The organism is Marinobacter sp. 3-2 (assembly GCF_003751355.1).
Lineage (GTDB): Bacteria > Pseudomonadota > Gammaproteobacteria > Pseudomonadales > Oleiphilaceae > Marinobacter > Marinobacter adhaerens.
Genome location: NZ_RJUQ01000013.1, coordinates 245,223 through 265,874 on the forward strand (window position 1 = coordinate 245,223; position 20,652 = coordinate 265,874).

Genomic DNA, 20,652 nt, shown 5'->3' on the forward strand with positions numbered 1-20,652 from the left:
AATTAACATGCTTGATTGGATTATGCCGGTATTCATGATCGTCGGCGTCAGCTTCGTCGCGATCATGGGCATCCTGGGACTCTTCAATGCGTTCTACAAAAAGGTAGATCAGGGCGAGGCGCTCATTGTTAACAACATGAGCAAAATCCCGAGCGTCCACTTCACCGGTGCCATGGTGCTCCCGGTTATCCATCGCGCCGAGAAAATGCGCATCAGCGTTATCCCTCTGCAAATTGATCGCCGTGGAAAGAACGGCCTGATCTGTAAGGATAACTACCGGGCGGACATCTCCATTGGCCTGTATCTGAGGGTGAATGAAACAGCGGACGATGTTTTGCGCGTCGCCAAGTCAGTGGGCGTTGCACGCGCCAGTGACAAGGCGGCAGTAGACGAACTGTTCAACGCAAAGTTTTCTGAGGCTCTGAAAACTGTCGGCAAGAAATTCAACTTTGTCGAGCTGTTCGAGCAGCGGCAGGAGTTCCGTCAGGCCATCGTCGATCTGATCGGCGCGGATCTGAATGGCTACGTCCTGGAAGATGTGGCCATCGACTACCTCGAGCAAACGCCTGTCAGCGAGCTGGATCCAAACAACATCATGGATTCAGACGGCATCCGCCGTATCAAGGAAATTACCGAAAAGAACCGTGTTGCGACTAACGTTCTGGAACGCGACGCAGAGGTTGCCATCGGTGAGCGTAACACCGCCGCTTTCGAGCAGCAGGAAGCGCTCCGTAAAACCCAAGCCGAAACCAAAGCCCGGACGGATCGTGAAATTGCCGAGCTAACATCGAAAGAAGAAGCTCGTCGCAATGCAGCTCATGAAGAGCAGCGCCGCGCCTCAGAACTTGCAAGAACCGAAGCGCAGAAGGCGATCGATATTGCCGAAGAGGAACGTCAACGTGAGCAAGAGCTCGCGGCCAAGGCCCGTGAAAAAGCGATTGCCGTGGAAGAAGTGGCTATCCAGTCAGCAACTGAGCTAGAGCATATTAACCGCGAACGCCGCGTAGAAGAGCAGCGGATCGAGAAGGACAAGGTGCTTGAGGTCAAACAGAAAGAAATTGCAGACATCCAGGCCGAGCGTATTCAGGTCGAAGCCCGTGTGGCCGAGGAAGAAGAAAACATCCTCAGCATGCGCAACCGCGAAGATGCCAAGCGTAACAAGGAAACCCTGGTTATCACGGCAGAAGCCAAGGCTGATCAGGTGCGTATCGAGCAGGTGGAAAGCGCCAAGGCAGAGCGTCAGTCTGCCGAGTTGCGCAAGGCTGCAATGATTGAAATTGCTGAAGGCGAAAAAGCGAAGGCAGCGGCACCAGGCCTGGCGCAGGCGCAAATCCGTGAAGCGGATGCAGTGGCATCACGGGCCGTGGCCGAAGCTGAAGCGTTTGGGCGCAGCGAGGCCGCAAAAGCAGAGCGTCTGGAAGGCGAAACCCGCGCGAAGAACGAAGAAGACATGCTGCTTGCCAGGGCCAAGGGCGAGGAAGAACTCGGCAACGCAAAGGCTGCAGCCGCTCTGAAGATGGCAGAAGCCGAAGCGCAAGGTATCACGAAGAAGGCAGAAGCCTACGAGCGCATGGACGAGTCGAGCCGCGAGTTCGAGGTGATGAACCGTAACCTTGACATCCACCGCGACGAGACTATGTCTCGGATTGAGGCGAACGTTCGAATCAGCGAAGCGCAGGCCAAAGCTATGGGCGAAGCGTTGGCCAACGCCAAGATGGAATTCATTGGTGGTGACGGCGATGTCTTCAACAAGGTGGCTCAGGGTATCGGCTACGGTCGAGCCGCAGATCACTTTTTGAAGAACGCTTCGAGCATGACGCCATTCGTCAGCTCCATCATGGAGAAAATCATGAATGGCGGGTCAGCCGGTCGTCTCAAGACCGACAACGACACAACGGACTAAGTTCGATGGCCGGCAGACGGATGTCTGCCGGCCCCTGCCCCTATATCAGATGCAAGGATCAAGGAACGTCAGCCCATGGCAGAAACTCTCTCCACCGAAGCCATCATCCGTGAAGGTGGCACGTTCGCCACGCTCAAAAAACGGCTAACCGATCACTCTAGTGCTCTGCGTTCCACCGTACGGTCGCTGAATGAGGAACGTGAAGCCAAGTTTGGTGCGTCCAACATGGATGTGCTGGGTAGGGTGCGTGCTCGAACCCCTCACAACTGCATTGCAAGGGATGTGGTCCGGCTAGGTGAGTTTCTGCTTTTTGGGTTCAACGTTGAGCATGGTCTGAAGCAGACCGTCGAATTATCTGAAGTTTTCAGCCTGTACCGGCTGGAAGAGAATGCCGGTAGCTGGGAGATCACTCTCTCAGCGGTAACCGGGTCGTTTCTGGAAAACGATAAATTCCAGACGGATTTCTCGTCCCTGTTCCGATTTCACAAAGAAGCCCGTCTGATCCAGCTGGTCACCATGGATGGTCGGCTACTCATGGTCTTCCAGGTGGGCGATCGCGGCGACCACCTTAAGGTTTTCCGCTGGTCGCTCAACAACGATGGCTCCGTGCGGAGCTACATCGATGATCGAGGCGCGGACGATTTCCGGCTTCCGGCCCGCTTCGACTTTGAGTGGACGCAGTTGAACCGTGAGCACATGGTGCAGGGCGTTTCCCCACACTATTCGATTGAAGACCAGCTGTTCGTGGACAATACCGGCGGTGCGATCACCTTCAAAATCGAGAACAACACCAGCACTGGTGAGGGGATCTTTGAAGATCCCGTGGAGGTGGCGAGTCAGTCGCTAAGCGATGGCGTGTTTGAATACGCCCGCCGGGGCAGTATTTTCCTGATCCGGATAAAACCCTACGGCGAGAATCTGACACGCTACTATGTGTTTAACCCCGCCGAGAAAGTCCTGCACCGGCAGGATGCCCTCGCCGGATCAGTACGCACACTCCCCGAAAACCATGGTCTGGTTTTTCCTGGCGGCATTTACCTTTACAGCGATGACCTGAAAACCGTCGACGTACCTGCCGGACTGCGCTTCAAACGCATGGTTGAAGCCCCCAACGGGGAAGATGTGCTTATCATCTTCTACGCGCCTGAATCCGGGGCGGTTGCCTTGGTTCGCTATAATCTGATCACCCGCAACACGGCTCCGCCGATAACCGGGCACGGCTATGCTTTGTTTGATGGCGGGGAGCTGGCTGTCTTTACAGCAGACGGTAAGCCCTCGCAGGTCCACCCGGTCCAACTGTGGAAAACGCCTTTCGAATCCCAGGCATTTTATGCGGATAAAACCACGTCGGACGACTCAGAGCTGGGACGTATTGGCAACCCAGAGCTGGTGAGCGGAATTGCTGACCTGTATGAGGTGGTCAAACTCGCCGATCTTGAAGATGCGGGTTTGCGGCATTTCGATACGCTGATCAAACGAGTGGACAAATTACTCGATCAGCGTTTCTGGTTACATGAGCAACACTTCGCGCCCATCAATACGGCACTGCACGAAGTACGCTCCACCGCCGAGCTGGTGGTGGACGAATATGAAAAAGTTGAAGCCGTTCGTGCCCAGTCGAATCGAGCGCTCAACGAGGCGGACAAAACCCTGACAATATTGATTCAGGAGACTCGACCGGAGTCCTGGCGCGAGCCCCATCAATTTGTTACTCACCTCAAGAAATTGCAGGACCAACGAGGCCTGGTGCGTTCGTTGTCAGAGCGTCGGTATATTGATCGGGCCCTCCTTGAAACCCTGGACAACAAAGCTGCCGAAGCTGTCGACAAGCTGGCCGACCGCACGCTAACGTTTCTTGCCAAGCCCGAAGCCCTGACAAAGTACACAGAGCAGGTGGACGGCCTGCGCGATCAGGTGGAAGCATCTGAAGATCGCAAGGAATTGCAGAATCTCGTGGAGGAATACCATGAGATTACTGATGGCCTCGATTTCGTTCAGGAACTTCTGTCTTCCCTGGCATCCGACGATACTGAACAACAGGCCGTTATTGCGGATAATTTGTCTTCGCTGTACTCACGGATCAATCAGGACAGGTCGCGAGCGGAAATCAAGCTCAATGATTGTGGCCGCGCCGAGGCGAAAGTTCAGTTTGCGTCCAAGTTACGGCTTTATGAACAGAGCCTGGCCAACGGCGTTCACACCGTAGCCACGCCGGATGACTGTGACGGGCTGCTAGCTCGAATGCTCAACCAACTGCAGGAAATCGAGAGCCAATTTGGTGAATATGATGAATTTCTCAACGCCCTGATCGAGCAGCGGGAAACCACCCAGGAAACGATTGAAGCCCGCCGGCAGCAACTGTCGCAGGAGCGTCAGCGCAAGGCCGCGTCTTTGAAAGAGGCCGGCCAGCGAATTCTGAATAATCTGACCAAGCGGTCGGATCAGTTCAACGAAGTCGCCGAGGTCCATACTTTTTTCGCCAGCGATGCCATGGTTGCCAAGGTCAGGGAACTTACAGGTCGCTTACGAGAGCTTGACTCGCCCCTGGAAGCTGATGATCTGGAGTCGCAGCTCAAAGCCGCACAGGACAACGCCCAGCGCGCGGTGCGCGATCGAGCGGATATTTACGAGGATGGCGGTGCCATTATCAAACTGGGGCCCAGACACCGGTTTTCTGTCAACCGACAGGAGCCTGCACTTATCCTGGTGCCTGCAGAGGATGGCCTTCGCCTGCACATTTCTGGTACCCAGTTCTACGAAACTGTGAAAGATGAACGCTTAGAGAATCTCGATGACTGCTGGGGGCTGCACACTCCGGCTGAAGCACCCGATGTCTATAAAGCCGAGTATCTGGCATACCGATTTATGGAGGCCGTGGACGCGGGTCAACACGACAGCGTGGACTGGAATGATTCGGAAGGGCTGGAACAAGCCGTCAAACAGTTCGCCAGCCCCCGTTATCGTGATGGATACGAAAAAGGTATTCATGACCATGACGCGGTCAGGATCCTGGAAAAGCTCGGCCCCGCCAAGGCCGAAGCAGGTCTATTGAGATTTGCGCCGCTGGTTCGGGGCGCCGCTCTGGTGTTCTGGTGCTTTCAGAGCCTTAGTTACCGCCAACGGGTACAGGCAGAGAGTGCCAGCGCGGGCGTGCTGCAGAATCTGATGCGATCCAGTGATCTCATGTCTCGCCTGCAGCAGTCTGTTTGCGCTGAAATGGCAACATTTATCGAACAGCAAGATCTCGATTTTGAGGGCTGGGTCACCGAGCAGGCTGCGGATTACCTGTGTCTTGCGCTGGCGCACGATCCGAAAGTCTTTGAAGTGTCCACCGTCGGCAAGGACCTCGAGAAGCGCTTCAAGAGTTATGTGACGAAGCAAAAGCAGCAACAGGTGCTGGATCAGGTCATTGCCGAAGCGAAAACCGATGCCAATCGACTCTGGCAAACATTGCTGGCCTGGTTGCGAGCTTTTGCACGACAGGACGGTGAAGCCCTTAGCGAACACTTCTGTCCAGAAGCGGCAATGATGCTCATCGCCGAGAATGGCTTTTCCGTGGGCGAGTTCTCGCCGCGCAATGCCAACCTGACGTTCCAGATTGACGGGCTGCTTGGTCGTCACGAACGCCTCAGCGAGCAGAGCCTCGCGCTGGCGTTGGATGAATTCGAAACACGCTTACGCAGGCATATAAATGATCGCTTGCCGCGCTGGGAATCGCTTCAGAAGATTCGGCATCAGATGCTGGAAGAACAGCAGGACCGCTTGCGCGTTGAGGAATTTACTGCCAAGCCGCTTACCTCGTTCGTCCGCAATAAGCTCATATCACAGGTTTACCTGCCGCTGGTGGGGGACAACCTCGCAAAGCAGATGGGTACCGTCGGCGACGACCGCCGCACAGACCTGATGGGCCTGCTGATCATGATTTCTCCGCCCGGGTACGGTAAGACCACCCTGATGGAGTATGTGGCCAGCCGGCTCGGATTGATCTTCATGAAGATCAACTGTCCATCGCTGGGGCATAACGTGACCTCTCTGGACCCGGAGCGTGCACCCAACTCAACCGCCAAAACCGAGCTGATCAAGCTCAACCTCGCGTTCGAGATGGGCAACAACGTCATGCTGTATCTGGATGATATTCAGCACACGCATCCCGAATTCTTACAGAAGTTTATCTCGCTGTGTGACGGTACTCGTCGCGTCGAGGGTATCTGGAATGGCAAGACCAAAACCTATGACATGCGCGGTAAACGGTTCGCCATCTGTATGGGCGGTAACCCCTACACCGAATCTGGCGAGGTATTTCAGATTCCGGACATGCTGGCTAACCGTGCCGATGTTCGAAATCTCGGTGATCAGCTAAGCGGCATGGAAGATGTCTTTGCGCTCTCCTATCTGGAGAACAGCATGAGCTCAAATGCGGTGACGGCTCCACTGGCTTCCAGAAGCATGGACGACTTTTATCGTTTTGCTGACCTTGCGGCTGGGAAAGAAGTTAACAGTGCTGACTTTGACCACGATTACAGCGCGGCAGAGCGCGAAGAGATCGTGGCTGTTCTCAAGCGTCTGCTGCGTGTTCGCGATGTCATTCTCGCCGTTAACGAGACCTACATTTCGTCCAGCGGTCAGCACGATGCCTACCGAACCGAGCCGCCTTTCAAGCTGCAGGGCAGTTATCGGAACATGAACAAGCTTGCCGAGAAAGTCACGCCGGTGATGTCGGAGGTGGAGCTCGAGCAACTGATTGATGACCACTATCAAGGCGAAGCGCAGCTGCTCACCCAAGGCGCCGAAGAAAACCTGCTCAAGCTAAAAGAACTTCGAGGCGCAATGTCCGAAGCAGACCAAGCCCGGTGGGAAACCATCAAAGCCAGTTATCGCGCCAAGGTGCAGGCTGGAGGTGATGGTGACCCTGGCGAAAAGATGGTCAGGCAACTGGTGGGCATTAGTGATCACATCAAATCATTAAGCGATTCTGTCTCGACAGCGGCGACCCGTGAAATCCCTCAAACTAACTGGGAGCCCATTGTCGAAAGGCTTCAGACTGCTTTTGGCTCGATCAATGTTGCCCCGGAAATTACGTTCCAGGGGCCTGACGGAATGCGTGAGGCTTTGTTGTCGTTGGCTGAAGTTTACGGCCAATCCATCACACCACTGGTGAAGGTCCTCAGAAGTAAAACCTCTCTCGAACTGAAATCCTACCGGATGCTGGAAAAGCTCAACGAGCAGCTTGCAGCTCTGGAGCAAGATTTACGAATCAGAGCTGAGAACTCCGAATAAACCATCAAGGCAAGGTGTCCCAAGAGCCGACATCCCTTGATGGTCAGATTGAGCGCACAGTACAGCCGGGTCTGCTGCGTGGTTACCCCGGCACAAACACCGGAAAACCATCCAGTTCGGCTGATAGCAAACGCTGCCCAAACAGGCTTTCGAGCGCAGAAGTCACCAGCATGTCGCGGGCCGCTCCCCAGCAGGCCTGGCCGTCGGGGTACAGAAGGAGGATCTGGTCGCACCATCGCGCAGCCAGGTTGAGGTCGTGGAGGCACATGAACACGCCCCGGTCGCACGCTGCCTGCTGGCGCAGCAGCTTCATAACGGCAGTCTGGTGCTGTAAATCCAGGTGATTGGTGGGTTCGTCCAGGAGCCAGATTTCAGGGCTTTGGGTCATGAGGGTGGCAATGGCTACCCGCTGGCGTTCACCGCCGGAGAGGGTGTTCACCAGACGATCTTTCAGGTGGATCACGTCCAGCTCTATAAGAGCCCTTTCCGCAATCGCGAGGTCATCACCACTCTCCATCTGCCAAGGCGATAACCAGGGGTGGCGGCCGATCAGGGCGGTTTCCAGTGCCGTTGCCGGGAATCCATCCTGCCGGTCCTGAAATACCAGGCCCATGCGTTGCGATACGGTCTTGCGGCGGATGGCGTCCAACGGCGTTCCATCAAGCAGCAGCTTTCCGCTTCTGGGCTCCCGCAATCCTGCGAGGGTATGGAGCAAGGTGGTTTTACCCACACCGTTAGGGCCCAGCACGCCCCATACCTGTCCCGGTTCGATGGCCAGATTCAGGGGAACGCCTGAGCTGCGGCCCGGAATGTCGATAATCAGCGCTTCAGTTGCCAGGCGTGTCATCATCGACTCCTATACAGCAGGTACAGGAAGGTCGGGACGCCGATCAGCGCGGTGATCACCCCAACCGGCAACTGCTCCGGCGCAATCACCACCCGCGCCAGGGTATCCGCCAGCACCAGCAGCGTACCGCCCGCCAGTGCGCAGGCCGGCAGAATCAGGCGCTGGTCGTTGCCCAGCACCAGCCGCAACATGTGCGGTACCACCAGGCCAACGAAACCAACCGAACCGGCCATGGTGACGGCGGCTGCGGTCAGCAGGCTGGCCATCAGGTAGATCGACCATTCCAGTGGCCGCACCGAAACGCCCAGCGCCGCCGCCTGCAGGGAGCCCCGTGCCAGCACGTTCAGGGCCCGGCCCAGAGGAAACACCATCAGGCATACGAGCACAAGAATGATCAGTCCCGGCCACGGAGTGGCGGCGTGGGAAAGATCGCCCATCAACCAATACAGCATGCCCGGCAATCGGCTGGCCGGGGTCATCGAGAGGATCAGGGTAATGATGGCGCCCCAGCCGGCGGCGACCACCACACCGGTAAGCAACAGCCGCGATGGGGTCCAGCTGCCACTGCCGTGAGCCAGACCAAACACCAGCAGGGTGGCCAGCATGGCACCTGCAAACGCGGAGCCGGATACCAGAAAACCGGCAGCGCCGGCCAGCATGGCCAATAACGCTCCCACTGCCGCGCCACCAGAAAGCCCCAACACATAAGGATCGGCCAGAGGATTTCGCAACAAGACCTGCATCAATGCCCCGGCCACGGCCAGCAATCCGCCGGTCGCGAACGCGCTCAGGGTTCGGGGCAGGCGCAGCTCCAGAATCAGCGTTTGCTGCAACTCGGTGCCACTGCCGGTGATCACCCTCAGAGTGTCACCAAAACCGATGGACGTACTGCCAATGCTGACGGAGAGCAGTGCCGCCAGAAAGCCCGCCAGCAGCAGAATCAGGAGGGGCTTGAAAGGGCTAGAGATTGGCACGGGCCTGCTCCAGGGTCTGGCACAGGTGTCTGGCGCCGTCTGCCATACGTAGCGTCGGGCGTGCCAGCAGGTCAGGTGGTTCAAGGAAGAGGTTGTCCGCGGCTACCGCTGCCAGGCCCGGAAACTCACGCCAGGCCTCCAGCCACTGCCTGTCGTCTGACGATCCGGCGGTAATAATGGCCTCGGGGTTGGCTTCCAGAACCGCCTCCCGACTGATCCGGGGCACCAGGCGTGGCAAATCGCCGAACACATTAACGCCGCCGCACAGGCTTATGGCCTTGCTGATCAGCTCTTCCCGGTTCACGGTCATCAGTGGCTGCTCCCATATCTGGTAGAACACCTTAACCGGTCTGACATCGGCATACTGAGCTTCAAGCGCGGCCATTTCTGCGCGAAACGCTTCGGCCCGCTCATTGCCCAGATCCGGTAATCCTGTCAGCAACGCCAGATCCGATACCGCCGCGGCAATGTCGTCAAACGTCCGCGGAGCAAGCCAGAAAACGTGAATGCCAAGATCTGACAGGCGTTCCAGCTGGCTGCGGGAATTGCCATCCACCCAGGCCACCACCAGGTCCGGCGCCAGCGAGACAATGGCTTCCAGGTCCAGGCGATTGCTGTCGCCCACCTGCGGCAAGTCCGCGGATTCTGCGGGATAATCGCTCCAGGCACTCACGGCAACGACCCTGTCACCGGCCCCTGCGGAGAACAGCAGCTCGGTGGCACCCGGCGACAGGGAAACAACGCGTTGCGCGGGCTCGGCTAGGCATACACGCTGGTCCAGCGCGTCGCTTACACAGGGCCTCTCCGCCTGTGCCAGCGAGGGCACAAGCAGAGAGAGCACAAACAATGCAGCGAGCCAGGGGCGCCTCATCGACGGAGTGAGCCTCTCAGATCGGTGAATTTACTGCTGGAAATCATAGCGCACCGAGGCCATGAAGGTTCGGCCTGCGGCCAGATAGTCAAAAGGCGCGAAGGTGGTACTGTCATATCCGATGCTTGTGGCATAGCGACGGTCCAATACGTTATCCACCTTGAACGATGCCGACCAGCCAGGCTGGAAGTTCCAGGCCGCCCTCAAGTCCACAGTGCCATAGCCTGGCAGCAGGCTGGTATTCGCTGCATCGTTATAGCGGTCACTCTCGGCGATAAAGCTGGCGCCCACGGACCACTGAGAGAACAGACGATCGACATCCAAACGCACATTCTTTTCCGCACGGCGTGGTAGACGTGCGCCGGTATCACGATTCTCGGTATCCGCGTAGGTTACCGCTGCCGCCAGATTCCAGTCAGCCGTCTCAATACCGGACGAAACCTCAACGCCACGGATTCTGGCCGTTTCGACATTTTCCATGGTGCCCTCAAACGTCGCCGGGTCAGAAACATAGGTAATCAGGTCCTTCACATCGTTCTGATAGAGGGCAACATCCCAGTACCATTGGTCATATCGTCCGGAGAAACCGGCCTCGACCATCTGCCCCTCTTCTGCGTCCAGGTCGGGATTACCGGTGTAGAACGGCACCGTAAGGTAAAGATCGTTAAAGGTTGGCGCCCGGAACGAGGTCGCATAGCTGAGGCGAAAACGATGGGCGCGGTCCAGCTGATGACCAAAGGCCACGCCGCCAGTCTCCTCTTTCCCGTAGGCCTCGTTGTCATCAAGACGCAGACTGAGCATCAGATCGGTGGCATCAAAGTTCAGACGGCCCTGCCCAAAGACTGCGCTGTTGGTCCGGCTATCTTCTGTAAAGTTGCTGGTGCCATCCACTTCATCAATCATGACCTCCGTACCCAGAACCAGCTCATGAACACCGGCCGTCAGGGTGTTTTCCCAGCGCGCTGAGCGAGACAGTGTGTCGAAAGTGCTGGGATTGGCTCCGAAGGTATCCTGTTCATCGCGGGCTTCCGAGAACTGGATCCTTGTGCGCCAGTAGTCACTGGCAACAGCCTCCAGATGCAGACCCATGGCACGGATCAGGAAATCGGTGTCACCGCCTTCAAACTCGGTGTTGCCTTCAGACTGGAACACGGTCAGCCCTGCGCCACCGCCCTGATCAAAACTGTGGCTCAGCTTCGCCAGGCCGCCGGTGTTCCGAAAGCCCTTGTCTTCACCGCCATCTCTCAGATTGGTGCCATCGGTGTCCGAATAGACGCCACTGGCCAGGAACGAGGAACGGCCCTCCCGGCCAGCCAATCCAGCGTTAACCTCGCGGGTTTCATGGGAGCCTCCTTTTAGCTCGCCCCAACCCTGGCGTCCGGCCTCCGGTTCCAGAGTGAACGCCTGGATGACACCGCCCACCGCGTCGGCACCGTAGAGGGAGCTCTTCGCGCCCCGCACCAGTTCAACCCGTTCCATCAATTCCGGAGGCAAAAACTGCCAGGGAGGGATGCCCGCAGAGGCAGAGCGCAGTCGGATACCATCGAGAAGCAGCACCGTACCAGAGCTCCCCGCGCCACGCAGGAATACGCTGGTAGTCTTGCCGTAGCTGCCGTCCGACACCACGTTGATCCCCGGCTGCGCGCGCAGCAGGTCGCGGAATTCCGCGGGCTGTTGCCGATCAATATCCTCTTTGTCGATGACGGTAACCGAAGACAGACTCTCTCCAACGGTCTTCGGCCCCAGTGTCGCGGTAACCACGATCGGGTCAAGGGCATCGGTTTCTGGGGCAGACTGGGCCGAAGCGGCCAATGGCAGGGCAGCCAGGGAAAGGCCGGCCAGTAGAACAGGGCTTTGAATTCTGAACATGAAACTTGCTCCGCACTCCGCGCGCACCCGCACGGGAATCTGGGTTTTGTTGCGGAACAGGGAATGAGGGCAGGCGGTAGACAGGTGTCAGGAGAGCGGAACCGGCATATCACCCACCCAGGTTGCCCACCGCAACATCGGGTGTTCTTCCAGGCCGGTCTCCGGGCTGGCAGGCGGAACCCTGGGTTCCCGGGCAATCACCTTCCCATGTCGTGGCGACACAGTGGCGCACAGATTGCCGTTGTCCTGCTTACCGTTGCGGGGGCAGCATCGGCCTTGCACTGGCATTACCAGGCTCACCGATTTCCCGTTTCACCCGTCGCGCTTTGCGACGGACACCTGAAAAAAGTGTGGCAAGGCTAGCAACACCCGGGTAAGCGGTCAATGAAATCCATCAAAGGTCGACATGGCCGCAGACCTCTGCCACTGCTATATTCCATGACTGACAATCACTTATTCTTCGCCAGAACAGGGAGTTTTATGCAGGCCGAGCTGGTCGACATCCGCAATCACATGGCTCAATACCCGCCGTTTGACGAGATGGCCGAGGAGCTGCTCGACAGAGTGGTTGGCGACATCGAGATTGTGTACTTCAAGGCCGGGAGCCAGATCCTCGAACTGGGTGACCCGAGCAGCTGGCTGTATTACGTGCGCAGTGGCGCCGTCGAGATCTATCGGCGCACCGGGGAGCTGTACAACCGCATCAGCGAGGGCGAAGTCTTCGGCCAGTTTGGCCTGCTGATGAACAGGAAGGTACGCTTCCCAGCCAAAGCCCTCGAAGACGTCCTGCTTTACAAGATTCCTTACGATACGTTCCAGTACCTCTGGGAAAATGACGACAACTTCGCCGATTTCGTTGAGATCGAAGACCGAAGCCGCCTGCGATCCGCCGTTTCCCGTCGCGAAAAGTCCAACCAGCTGATGACGTCCAAGGTTACCCGGTTGATTGCCCGGGAGCCGGTATCAGCGCCCCACACCGTTCGCCTGCAGGAAGCGGCGCGGATCATGACCGAAAACGGCGTCTCCGCACTGCTGCTGATGGACGAGGAAGGTGAAAAGCCCCTGCTCAAGGGCATCATTACCGACCGGGACCTGCGCACCCGGGCCCTTAGCGAAGCCCTGGCCTCGGAAACTCCGATCAGCGAGATCATGTCGGAGGATCTGATCACCATCCGCTCGAACATGTTCATATTCGAGGCCATGCTCACCATGCTGCACAACAATGTGCACCATCTTCCGGTGATGGATCGGGATGAGGTTCGCGGCGTGATTGCGCTGTCTGACATCGTAAAGTACGAGAGTCAGAGCAGCCTATACCTGGTCAGCAATATCTACCATCAGCAGGATGTAAAAGGGCTGAAGAAGATCAGCCTGGATGTGCGGGACAGCTTTGTTCGCATGGTGAACGAAGATGCCAACTCCCACATGATTGGCAGTGCCATGGCCGGTATCGGGCGCAGCTTTACACAGCGCCTGCTGACACTGGGCGAAGAGAAGCTCGGCCCCCCACCCGTGCCCTACTGCTTCATGGCCCTCGGCTCCATGGCGCGGGACGAGCAACTGGTGGTCACGGACCAGGATAACGCCATGATCCTGGACGACAGCTTTGTGCCGGAAGAACACGACGAATACTTCCTGGCGCTGGCGAAATTCGTCAGCGATGGCCTTGCGGAGTGCGGCTATACCTACTGCACCGGCGACATCATGGCCACCAACCAGAAATGGCGGCAGCCACTGCGCGTCTGGAAGGACTACTTCACCGACTGGATTGATAATCCGAAAGCCGAGGCTCTGTTAAACAGCAATATTTTCTTTGATCTGGATGGCATCTACGGCGAGACCGACTTTGCCGAACAGCTCAAGACACTGGTGGCGGACAAAGCCAGCAACAGCCAGCGGTTCCTGGCAATGCTGGCGCGCAACGCCCTGAACCGCACGCCGCCGATCGGCTTTTTCCGGACCTTCGTGCTGGAAGAGGATGGCAAGCACCAGAAGACCTTCAACCTGAAACGTCGCGGAACAGCGCCCCTGTCGGATCTGATCCGGGTGCACGCCCTGGCCTGCGGCTCCCGTGCACAGAACTCGTTCGAACGACTGAAAGCCATTGGCAATACCAAGCTCCTGCTGGACGACGACCTGGGCAACCTGAGGGATGCGCTTGAGTTTATCTCCATCGTTCGTATCCGACACCAGGCCCTGGCAATCGAGGCTGACCGGCAGCCGGACAACAACGTACGGCCCGAAGACCTTTCACCGTTTGAGCGCAGCCATCTCAAGGATGCGTTCCAGGTAGTCAGCGGTGCCCAGAAGTTCCTGAAATTCCGGTATCACGCCGGGGTGGCCCGTAATGTCTAGTGAGGAGCAGGCCGAGAATTCTGTTACACGCCTGCCATGGCCCGAGCAATTCAAGGCCCTGGCGGAGCAGAGCAAGTCCCCGATTCTTAAAGCCTATTACGAGAGTGGGTGTGTGTCGCCGGAGACGCCCTTATCCGAGGTGCCCTTTGTCGCGCTCGATTTCGAGACCACCGGGTTGGACGCCAATCAACATTCGATTGTCAGTATCGGTCTGGTGCCGTTTACGCTCGACGGCATCCAGCTGGGCAAAGCCCGCCACTGGATCGTGCGGCCCAAGCTCCCGCTACACCAGACCTCGATTACTATCCACGGCATTACCCACAGTGATATCGACCAGGCCCCGGATTTGAACGATATCCTGAAGGATCTGTTTGCCAGCCTGAATGGGCGTATCCCCGTGGTTCACTACCGCAACATCGAGAGATCGTTCTTCGACGTTGCCCTGCAATGGCGCCTGGGGGAAGGAATCCGGTTTCCGTTGATCGATACCATGGCCATTGAGGCTCACCTGCACCCGGACCGAAACCCGTCACGCTGGCAACAACTGCTGGGGAAGAAGCCCGTGTCGATTCGCTTGGCTGATAGCCGGCTGCGTTATGGGCTGCCTCACTATGCCGCCCACAACGCCCTGATTGATGCGGTTGCCACGGCTGAACTCCTGCAGGCCCAGGTGTTGCACCATTTCAGCCGGGACACCCGGGTGGCGGATTTGTGGTTGTGAGTCAGGCGTCGCTCTCTGGTCTGACGTCATCAACCCATTTGCCATAACCGGCCTCTTCCATCTTCTCCAGCGGGATAAAGTCCATAGACGCGGAGTTCATGCAGTAGCGTAGTCCGGTTGGCGCGGGGCCATCGTTGAAGACATGGCCAAGGTGGGAATCCGCGTGGCTGCTGCGGATTTCCGTACGGGTCATGAAGAACGAGTTGTCCTCACGTTCCACCACCGCGTCTGGTGTGATCGGCCGGGTAAAGCTGGGCCAGCCGGTACCGGATTTGTACTTGTCCCGTGAAGAAAACAGCGGCTCGCCGGAGACAATATCCACGTAGAGTCCTGACTTCTTGTTGTCCCAGTATTTGTTGTTAAACGCCGGCTCGGTGCCGTCTTCCTGGGTCACCTCGTACTGCATATCCGTCAGGCGCTGCTTCAGGACATCCTGAGCCGGCTTTTCAAAGCTTGCCGGATCGAAGCCACCGCCCATCTGGCCGGGCTCTGTGCTGGCGCTTTCATCGCCCACCAGATCGTCACTGGCGTCCACTGTGGCATTCTCCTGGAACCGGGTGTAATCGAGCTCGTAATCTTCGCCATACACCTTCTCGATAAACTGATAGCGTCCAGAGTTGAAGGTGTAGAAGTTGTAGCGCACCGGGTTTTTGTCGTAATAATCCTGGTGGTATTCCTCCGCCGGGTAAAATTTCTCAAACGGCACGATTTCGATCACCACGGGTTTCTCGTAAACTCCGGATGCCTCCAATTCTGCAACGGCCGCCTCGGCCAGGCGCTTCTGCTCAGCGTTATGGTAGAAAATAGAAGGACGATACTGCTGGCCGCGGTCCACAAACTGACCCTGATTATCGGTCGGGTCCATCATCCGCCAGAGCGCCTGCAACAAGCCCTCGTATGTCATTTCGTTGGGGTCGTAATAGACCTGTACCGCTTCGGTATGGCCAGTCTGCCCCGAGGCAACCTGCTTGTAGGAGGGGCTTGCCTCTTTCCCACCAGAATAGCCCGAGACCACTTCCACCACGCCCGGCACCCGCTTTTCGTAGCCGGCCTCAACACACCAGAAGCAACCGCCAGCAAAGGTTGCCACGGCCAGACCCGGTTGATCCGGTGCGTATTTGCTCATCTGCGACTCCGACTTTTCGGCAACCGCGTAGGTGGTGAACAGACCAACTGCAGAGACAAATGCCACTGCGGAAAACAGACCCATAATCTTGCGTTTCATCAGATATCTCCTTCACGTGATTCCATACCTACAGCGTAGGGCGGTGGATTCACGAAAACGTTCACCAGGTATTACGAATTCATAACGCTGTGGATTTTTCGCCGCCCGGGACAGAGCTGTTGCGGGCCAGGGGCAGCCAGACGCTGAAAACGGCGCCATCGGCATTGCGCACCGAGAGTTGTCCCTGCTGCAGCGTCACCATTCGCTGGGCAATCGCGAGCCCAAGGCCGGCATGGCCCGTCCTGGACGCACCTGCGGCCTGATAAAAGGGTTCGAAGACGTGCTCCAGGTCCTCATCATTGATACCGTGGCCAGCGTCGGCGACGGTAATTTGCGCACCCCCGGCCTGTTCGACAACGCCCAGTGTAATCTCCGTGTCTTTCGGCGAATGGCTGATGGCGTTGCTGATCAGGTTATCCAATACCCGCTCGGTCATGGCGATATCCGCCAGCACCTGGACCGGAGCAACGGAAACAATCGACAGGGCAACGCCCGCGCGCTCCGCCTCGGGTTGGTGCTTCTGCACCACGTCATGCAGCAGTTCGGCAACCACAAACGGTTCCGTCTTCGGCTGTTTCTCTCGGGCATCCAGTGCGGCAAGTTCAAACAGTTCCTCCACCAGGCGACCAAGCCGGTGGCTTTCGGTCAGGGCCACATCCAGGAAACGTGCCCGCTCCTCGGCGGCGAGCGTGTCCTGCTTCATGCGCAAGGCTTCTATATAACCCTGGATGGATGCCAGTGGCGTTCTCAGATCGTGGGAGACCTGGGCAACCAGCTGCCGGCGCTGGGCATCCTTGTGTTTCAGAAGGTCCAGCTGGGCAACAATTCGCTGGGCCATCTGATCGAACCGGGCGGCCAGGTAATCAATGTCATCGCCTTTGCCCGCCACCGCGGCGGCGCGCTCCGGCGACATGCCGCGCTCGAAGGATTCCACCCGCTCGGTCAGCCGCGACAGCCGACGCGTCAGCAATCGGAAGAACACCAGCCCGGCCAGCAGGCCCACGAACAGGCTCACCGCCAGCGCGCCCGCGCCCAACTGGAGGAGCCGGTTACTGTGCACCATGCTCTCGGCCAGGTCGTACTCCTCGCCGCGCAGAACCACGTACAGATACCCCGTTGGATCCGCAGCCGAAGGCACCGGCGTTACCGAGAAGACCTTCCGCCGGTCATGACTGCGCGGATCATCGCCGGGCAGCGGGTAAGCGCCCGGGTTTTCAAGCAGGGTGCGTACCGGTTCCAGGGATACCCGGTTGCGCTTGATCTTGTTCGGGTCGGCGGAGTAGGAAAGGATATTACCTTCGGTATCCAGCAGGTAGATTTCAATACTGGGGTTGATGGTCATGTACAGCTCGAAGAGCTGCTTCAGGGCATCGCGGTTGAGCTTGCCATCGGTTACCAGGTTGCGGTCAGACACCAGGTTACGGGCGAGGTCGCGGTTCAGCTGCTGGTTGACCGCAGCCGAGTATTCCCTCACCGAAGCCAGACTCAGAAAGGTAAAGAGCCCACCCACCACGAGCAGCAGCAGGAACAGACCGATCGCCAGCCGGGCATAGAGGGTACGGAAGACAGACAGGGCCATCGCTAATCCATGAACCGATAGCCAACACCCCAGACCGTCTGAACGTATCGTGGGTCGGCGGGATCGGCTTCAATCTTGTTGCGCAGGCGGTTGATGTGAGTGTTCACGGTATGCTCGTAGCCCTCATGGTTGTAACCCCACACAGAATCGAGCAATTGCGCCCGGCTGAACACCCGGCCCCGATGGGAGGCAAAGTGCCAGAGCAGGTCGAACTCGCGGGCGGTCAGGTCCACTTCCCGATCATCCACAAACACTCGCCGGCGAATCGGATCAATCCGAAGCCCGTCCACCTCAATCTCATCAGCCTGATCGCCGGCAGGCGCTGCCTGAGAGAGTGCGTCTACACGTCGGAAAAGCGCTTTGATGCGGGCTGCCAGCTCCGCCACGCTGAACGGCTTCGTCAGGTAATCGTCCGCGCCCATCTCCAGGCCCAGGACCCGATCCAGCTCTGTGCTCTTTGCCGTCAACATCAGAACCGGCACATAGCCCGGACAGGCACGAATCTCGCGGCACACCGCCAAACCATCCAGGCCAGGCAACATCAGATCCAGAATAACCAGATCGACGCCGCCCTCACGGAACCGTTCCAGGCCGGTATCCCCCCGGTCCACGAGCACGGGCTTCATTCCCAGATCTGAAACCTGCATACGGACCAGCTCACCGATGCCGGGGTTGTCTTCAATAATCAGTACCGTTCGCGTCATGGTGGTGGGCTTCGCTGAATTTGCCGGTGGCTTTCGATGCTTTCATGGCAGAGTGTAGGCGGAAAAGTTCACAAAACCATCACAAGCCGCCAGAACCGCGCGCATAGCCGGCTCCGGGTTTAGCCGTTAAAATGAATCCAAATTCGGGCATGAGGTTTCAGTGGCAGACAAAACCGTAACCAGGGCAACACCGGCCGAGGCGTTCAAGCGAGCACGTCGCATGTGGCTCAAGGGTGAGCGCATTCACCTGGCGCCGCTGGCTGATGAGCTCGGAATTGGTCGCGCCACCCTGTTTCGCTGGGTCGGCAACAAGGATCTGCTGATCGGCGAGATTCTCTGGTCCCTGTACGAACCCCTTTGGCGACAGGCCATGGCCGAAACGCCCGGCACTGGCGTGGACTACATTGTCGGCGTGTACCGCCGCACCAACTCCGCGATCCTGCACTTCGAGCCGCTGCGGCGATTCATCAACCAGGATCCGGAATATGCCCTGAAAATCCTCACCTCGTCGCAATCCATTCTCCACACCCGCACGGTGGAAACCAACACGCGGATGCTGAAAGACCAGGTTGCGGCCGGGCATATCAAGCCACCAATGAACATCTTCAGCCTGTCTTACTTCATGATCCGACTGGCAGAGTCCTGCCTTTACAGCGACATCATCGCCGGGCGGGAACCCAGGGAGGCAGAATTGGAGGATGCCTGTACGGCCGTGCGGATTTTGCTTGGGGGGAAGGCCTAGGGCTTACAGGCTTTGGGGGCTGGCCCCGAGGCGGGGGTGTCTTTTCTTCTGGGAAAAACAACTCGCTTCGCTCAGACATTTTTTCCCGGCAGAAAAGACACCCCCACCCCGTGGCCGATCTAACTCTCAGGGCCACCGATCGGCAGCCCAGCCTATCGGCATTTACAGCTGCAAAGACCGGATTTCCAGAAACTCCTCCAGTCCCCACTTGCCAAATTCGCGGCCGATACCGGAATGGCCGAAGCCGCCAAACGGTGCCATCGGGTTAAACGCACCACCGTTCACGAATACCTGACCAGTGCGCAACTTGCTGGCGATTTTCTTGGCCTTGGCGTCGTCGCCGGACCAGACCGCACCGGATAGCCCGTACTGGGTGCCGTTGGCGATTTTCACCGCTTCGGCTTCGTCGTTGTATGGGATCACGCACAGCACCGGCCCGAAGATTTCTTCCTGGGCGATGCGGCTGTCTGGTTTGACGTTGCCGAAGACAGTCGCCTTTACGAAGTAACCCTTGTCACAACCCTCGGGCGCTTCCGGCCCACCGGCGATGAGCTTGGCGCCTTCCTGGATACCCAGTTTGATGTAGTCGATCACCTTGTCACGCTGCTGGGCAGACGACAGCGGGCCCAACCGTGTGGTTTCTTCCAGCGGGTTACCCGGGGTCATTTTAGCCACGGCAGCGGCGGCCAGTTCACAGGCCTCGTCGTGCTTGTCGGCCGGAACCAGCATGCGGGTGAGCGCGGTGCAGGTCTGGCCGGAGTTCAGCAGGCAGTTGTTGATGGTACCTTTAACGGCAGCCGCCAGGTCGGCGTCCGGGAGGATCACGGAGGCGGATTTGCCGCCCATCTCCAGGGCGAAGCGTTTGAAGTCATCGGCAGCGGCGTGGGCGATCAGGTTGCCGGTGCGGGTGGAGCCGGTGAAGGACACCATGCGCACATCCGGATGCTTGATCAGGGTATCACCCACCGTATGACCATAGCCGCACACCATGTTGAACACGCCCTTGGGCAGGTCTGTGCCATCGAGGATCTCGGCAAGGATAAACGCCGTCTGGGGAGCGATCTCCGAAGGCTTGAGCACCACGGTGCAACCGGCCGCAATCGCCGGGACGATTTTCAGGATCACCTGGTGCAGCGGGTAGTTCCAGGGGGTAATGCAACCAACCACACCGCCCGGCGCATACTGCACCTCGGAGTTGCCGGACTGTTCGGTGAACGGGAAGTCGGGCAGCAGTTTCAGGTAGCTCTTGGTCACGGCTGCCGGCATACCAGCCTGGATCGGCGTGGCCAGTTTGATGGGCATGCCCACTTCCCGGCAGACGGTCTCGGCGATTTCCGGCGCGCGCTCTTTCAGGCCCGCGTGCAGCTGTTCCAGCACCTTGATTCGTTCTTCCAGGGTGCTTTCCGACCAGCTTTCAAACGCCGCATCGGCGGCAGCAATGGCCTGTTCCATTTCATCCGCGCCGGCGGCAGGCACCCGGGCAATCACGTCACCGGTGCCAGCTTCGTGAACGTCGATCATGTCACCGGCCCAGCTAACCCATTGGCCGTTGATGTAGTTCCTGTTCAGCTCGTTCATGCTTCCC

At 58.2% G+C, this 20,652-nt stretch carries 13 protein-coding genes and 1 riboswitch; of the genes, 5 read left to right on the forward strand and 8 right to left on the reverse strand.

Features of this window, described 5'->3' with window-relative positions; genetic code table 11:
* Positions 1–7 precede the first annotated feature (7 nt).
* Positions 8–1,903 carry a flotillin family protein gene (locus EDB94_RS08580; RefSeq protein WP_219908243.1) on the forward strand — a complete coding sequence of 632 codons (1,896 nt, stop codon included), beginning with the start codon at positions 8–10 and terminating at the stop codon, positions 1,901–1,903.
* Between the two features lie 75 nt (positions 1,904–1,978).
* Positions 1,979–7,180 carry a DNA repair ATPase gene (locus tag EDB94_RS08585; RefSeq protein WP_108018102.1) on the forward strand — a complete coding sequence of 1,734 codons (5,202 nt, stop codon included), beginning with the start codon at positions 1,979–1,981 and terminating at the stop codon, positions 7,178–7,180.
* Between the two features lie 82 nt (positions 7,181–7,262).
* On the opposite strand, the gene EDB94_RS08590 is transcribed toward EDB94_RS08585, so the two are convergent.
* From EDB94_RS08590 to EDB94_RS08605, 4 genes are read right to left on the reverse strand one after another with little or no spacing between them, the layout of a single operon-like run.
* Positions 7,263–8,027 carry an ABC transporter ATP-binding protein gene (locus tag EDB94_RS08590; RefSeq protein WP_108018103.1) on the reverse strand — a complete coding sequence of 255 codons (765 nt, stop codon included), beginning with the start codon at positions 8,025–8,027 and terminating at the stop codon, positions 7,263–7,265.
* Positions 8,027–9,001 (reverse strand): iron ABC transporter permease, encoded by a 975-nt coding sequence (locus tag EDB94_RS08595; protein ID WP_108018104.1) that lies wholly within the window; start codon positions 8,999–9,001, stop codon positions 8,027–8,029. The genes EDB94_RS08590 and EDB94_RS08595 overlap by 1 nt, the downstream gene beginning before the upstream one ends.
* Positions 8,988–9,872 (reverse strand): cobalamin-binding protein, encoded by an 885-nt coding sequence (locus EDB94_RS08600; RefSeq protein WP_108018105.1) that lies wholly within the window; start codon positions 9,870–9,872, stop codon positions 8,988–8,990. Before EDB94_RS08600 ends, EDB94_RS08595 begins: the two co-directional genes overlap by 14 nt.
* Positions 9,873–9,902: 30 nt before the next feature.
* A complete protein-coding gene (locus tag EDB94_RS08605; RefSeq protein WP_108018106.1) occupies positions 9,903–11,741 on the reverse strand; it encodes a TonB-dependent siderophore receptor in 1,839 nt (612 codons plus the stop codon).
* Between the two features lie 134 nt (positions 11,742–11,875).
* Positions 11,876–12,099, reverse strand: a riboswitch (cobalamin riboswitch).
* 122 nt (positions 12,100–12,221) lie between these two features.
* On the opposite strand from EDB94_RS08605, the gene EDB94_RS08610 reads away from it, so the two are divergent.
* A complete protein-coding gene (locus EDB94_RS08610) occupies positions 12,222–14,096 on the forward strand; it encodes a putative nucleotidyltransferase substrate binding domain-containing protein (RefSeq protein WP_014579070.1) in 1,875 nt (624 codons plus the stop codon).
* Positions 14,089–14,817 carry a 3'-5' exonuclease gene (locus tag EDB94_RS08615; protein ID WP_008177073.1) on the forward strand — a complete coding sequence of 243 codons (729 nt, stop codon included), beginning with the start codon at positions 14,089–14,091 and terminating at the stop codon, positions 14,815–14,817. Before EDB94_RS08610 ends, EDB94_RS08615 begins: the two co-directional genes overlap by 8 nt.
* 1 nt (position 14,818) lies before the next feature.
* On the opposite strand, the gene msrB is transcribed toward EDB94_RS08615, so the two are convergent.
* The 3 genes from msrB to EDB94_RS08630 form a co-directional block, all read right to left on the reverse strand.
* Positions 14,819–16,042, reverse strand: a complete 1,224-nt coding sequence (gene msrB, locus EDB94_RS20965) for a peptide-methionine (R)-S-oxide reductase MsrB (protein WP_108018107.1) — start codon at positions 16,040–16,042, stop codon at positions 14,819–14,821.
* Positions 16,043–16,121: 79 nt separating this feature from the next.
* The gene (locus tag EDB94_RS08625) at positions 16,122–17,621 is read right to left on the reverse strand and encodes an ATP-binding protein (RefSeq protein WP_108018108.1); all 1,500 of its coding nucleotides are present in this window, start codon (positions 17,619–17,621) and stop codon (positions 16,122–16,124) included.
* 2 nt (positions 17,622–17,623) lie between these two features.
* A complete protein-coding gene (locus EDB94_RS08630) occupies positions 17,624–18,325 on the reverse strand; it encodes a response regulator transcription factor (RefSeq protein ID WP_108018109.1) in 702 nt (233 codons plus the stop codon).
* Positions 18,326–18,485: 160 nt separating this feature from the next.
* Here EDB94_RS08630 and EDB94_RS08635 point away from each other — a divergent pair, with 160 nt between their 5' ends.
* Positions 18,486–19,067: a QsdR family transcriptional regulator gene (locus tag EDB94_RS08635; RefSeq protein ID WP_014579065.1), complete on the forward strand. Its 582-nt coding sequence runs from the start codon at positions 18,486–18,488 to the stop codon at positions 19,065–19,067.
* Positions 19,068–19,229: 162 nt separating this feature from the next.
* On the opposite strand, the gene EDB94_RS08640 is transcribed toward EDB94_RS08635, so the two are convergent.
* Positions 19,230–20,645 carry an aldehyde dehydrogenase family protein gene (locus EDB94_RS08640; RefSeq protein ID WP_108018110.1) on the reverse strand — a complete coding sequence of 472 codons (1,416 nt, stop codon included), beginning with the start codon at positions 20,643–20,645 and terminating at the stop codon, positions 19,230–19,232.
* Positions 20,646–20,652: the final 7 nt, after the last annotated feature.

What these genes read in the sequence shown, in the direction of transcription:
- EDB94_RS08580 (WP_219908243.1), top strand. Translation starts at nt 8, where the DNA reads ATGCTTGATTGGATTATGCCGGTATTCATGATCGTCGGCGTCAGCTTC.
- EDB94_RS08585 (WP_108018102.1), top strand. Translation starts at nt 1,979, where the DNA reads ATGGCAGAAACTCTCTCCACCGAAGCCATCATCCGTGAAGGTGGCACG.
- EDB94_RS08590 (WP_108018103.1), bottom strand. Translation starts at nt 8,027, where the DNA reads ATGACACGCCTGGCAACTGAAGCGCTGATTATCGACATTCCGGGCCGC.
- EDB94_RS08600 (WP_108018105.1), bottom strand. Translation starts at nt 9,872, where the DNA reads ATGAGGCGCCCCTGGCTCGCTGCATTGTTTGTGCTCTCTCTGCTTGTG.
- EDB94_RS08605 (WP_108018106.1), bottom strand. Translation starts at nt 11,741, where the DNA reads ATGTTCAGAATTCAAAGCCCTGTTCTACTGGCCGGCCTTTCCCTGGCT.
- EDB94_RS08610 (WP_014579070.1), top strand. Translation starts at nt 12,222, where the DNA reads ATGCAGGCCGAGCTGGTCGACATCCGCAATCACATGGCTCAATACCCG.
- EDB94_RS08615 (WP_008177073.1), top strand. Translation starts at nt 14,089, where the DNA reads ATGTCTAGTGAGGAGCAGGCCGAGAATTCTGTTACACGCCTGCCATGG.
- msrB (WP_108018107.1), bottom strand. Translation starts at nt 16,042, where the DNA reads ATGAAACGCAAGATTATGGGTCTGTTTTCCGCAGTGGCATTTGTCTCT.
- EDB94_RS08625 (WP_108018108.1), bottom strand. Translation starts at nt 17,621, where the DNA reads ATGGCCCTGTCTGTCTTCCGTACCCTCTATGCCCGGCTGGCGATCGGT.
- EDB94_RS08630 (WP_108018109.1), bottom strand. Translation starts at nt 18,325, where the DNA reads ATGACGCGAACGGTACTGATTATTGAAGACAACCCCGGCATCGGTGAG.
- EDB94_RS08640 (WP_108018110.1), bottom strand. Translation starts at nt 20,645, where the DNA reads ATGAACGAGCTGAACAGGAACTACATCAACGGCCAATGGGTTAGCTGG.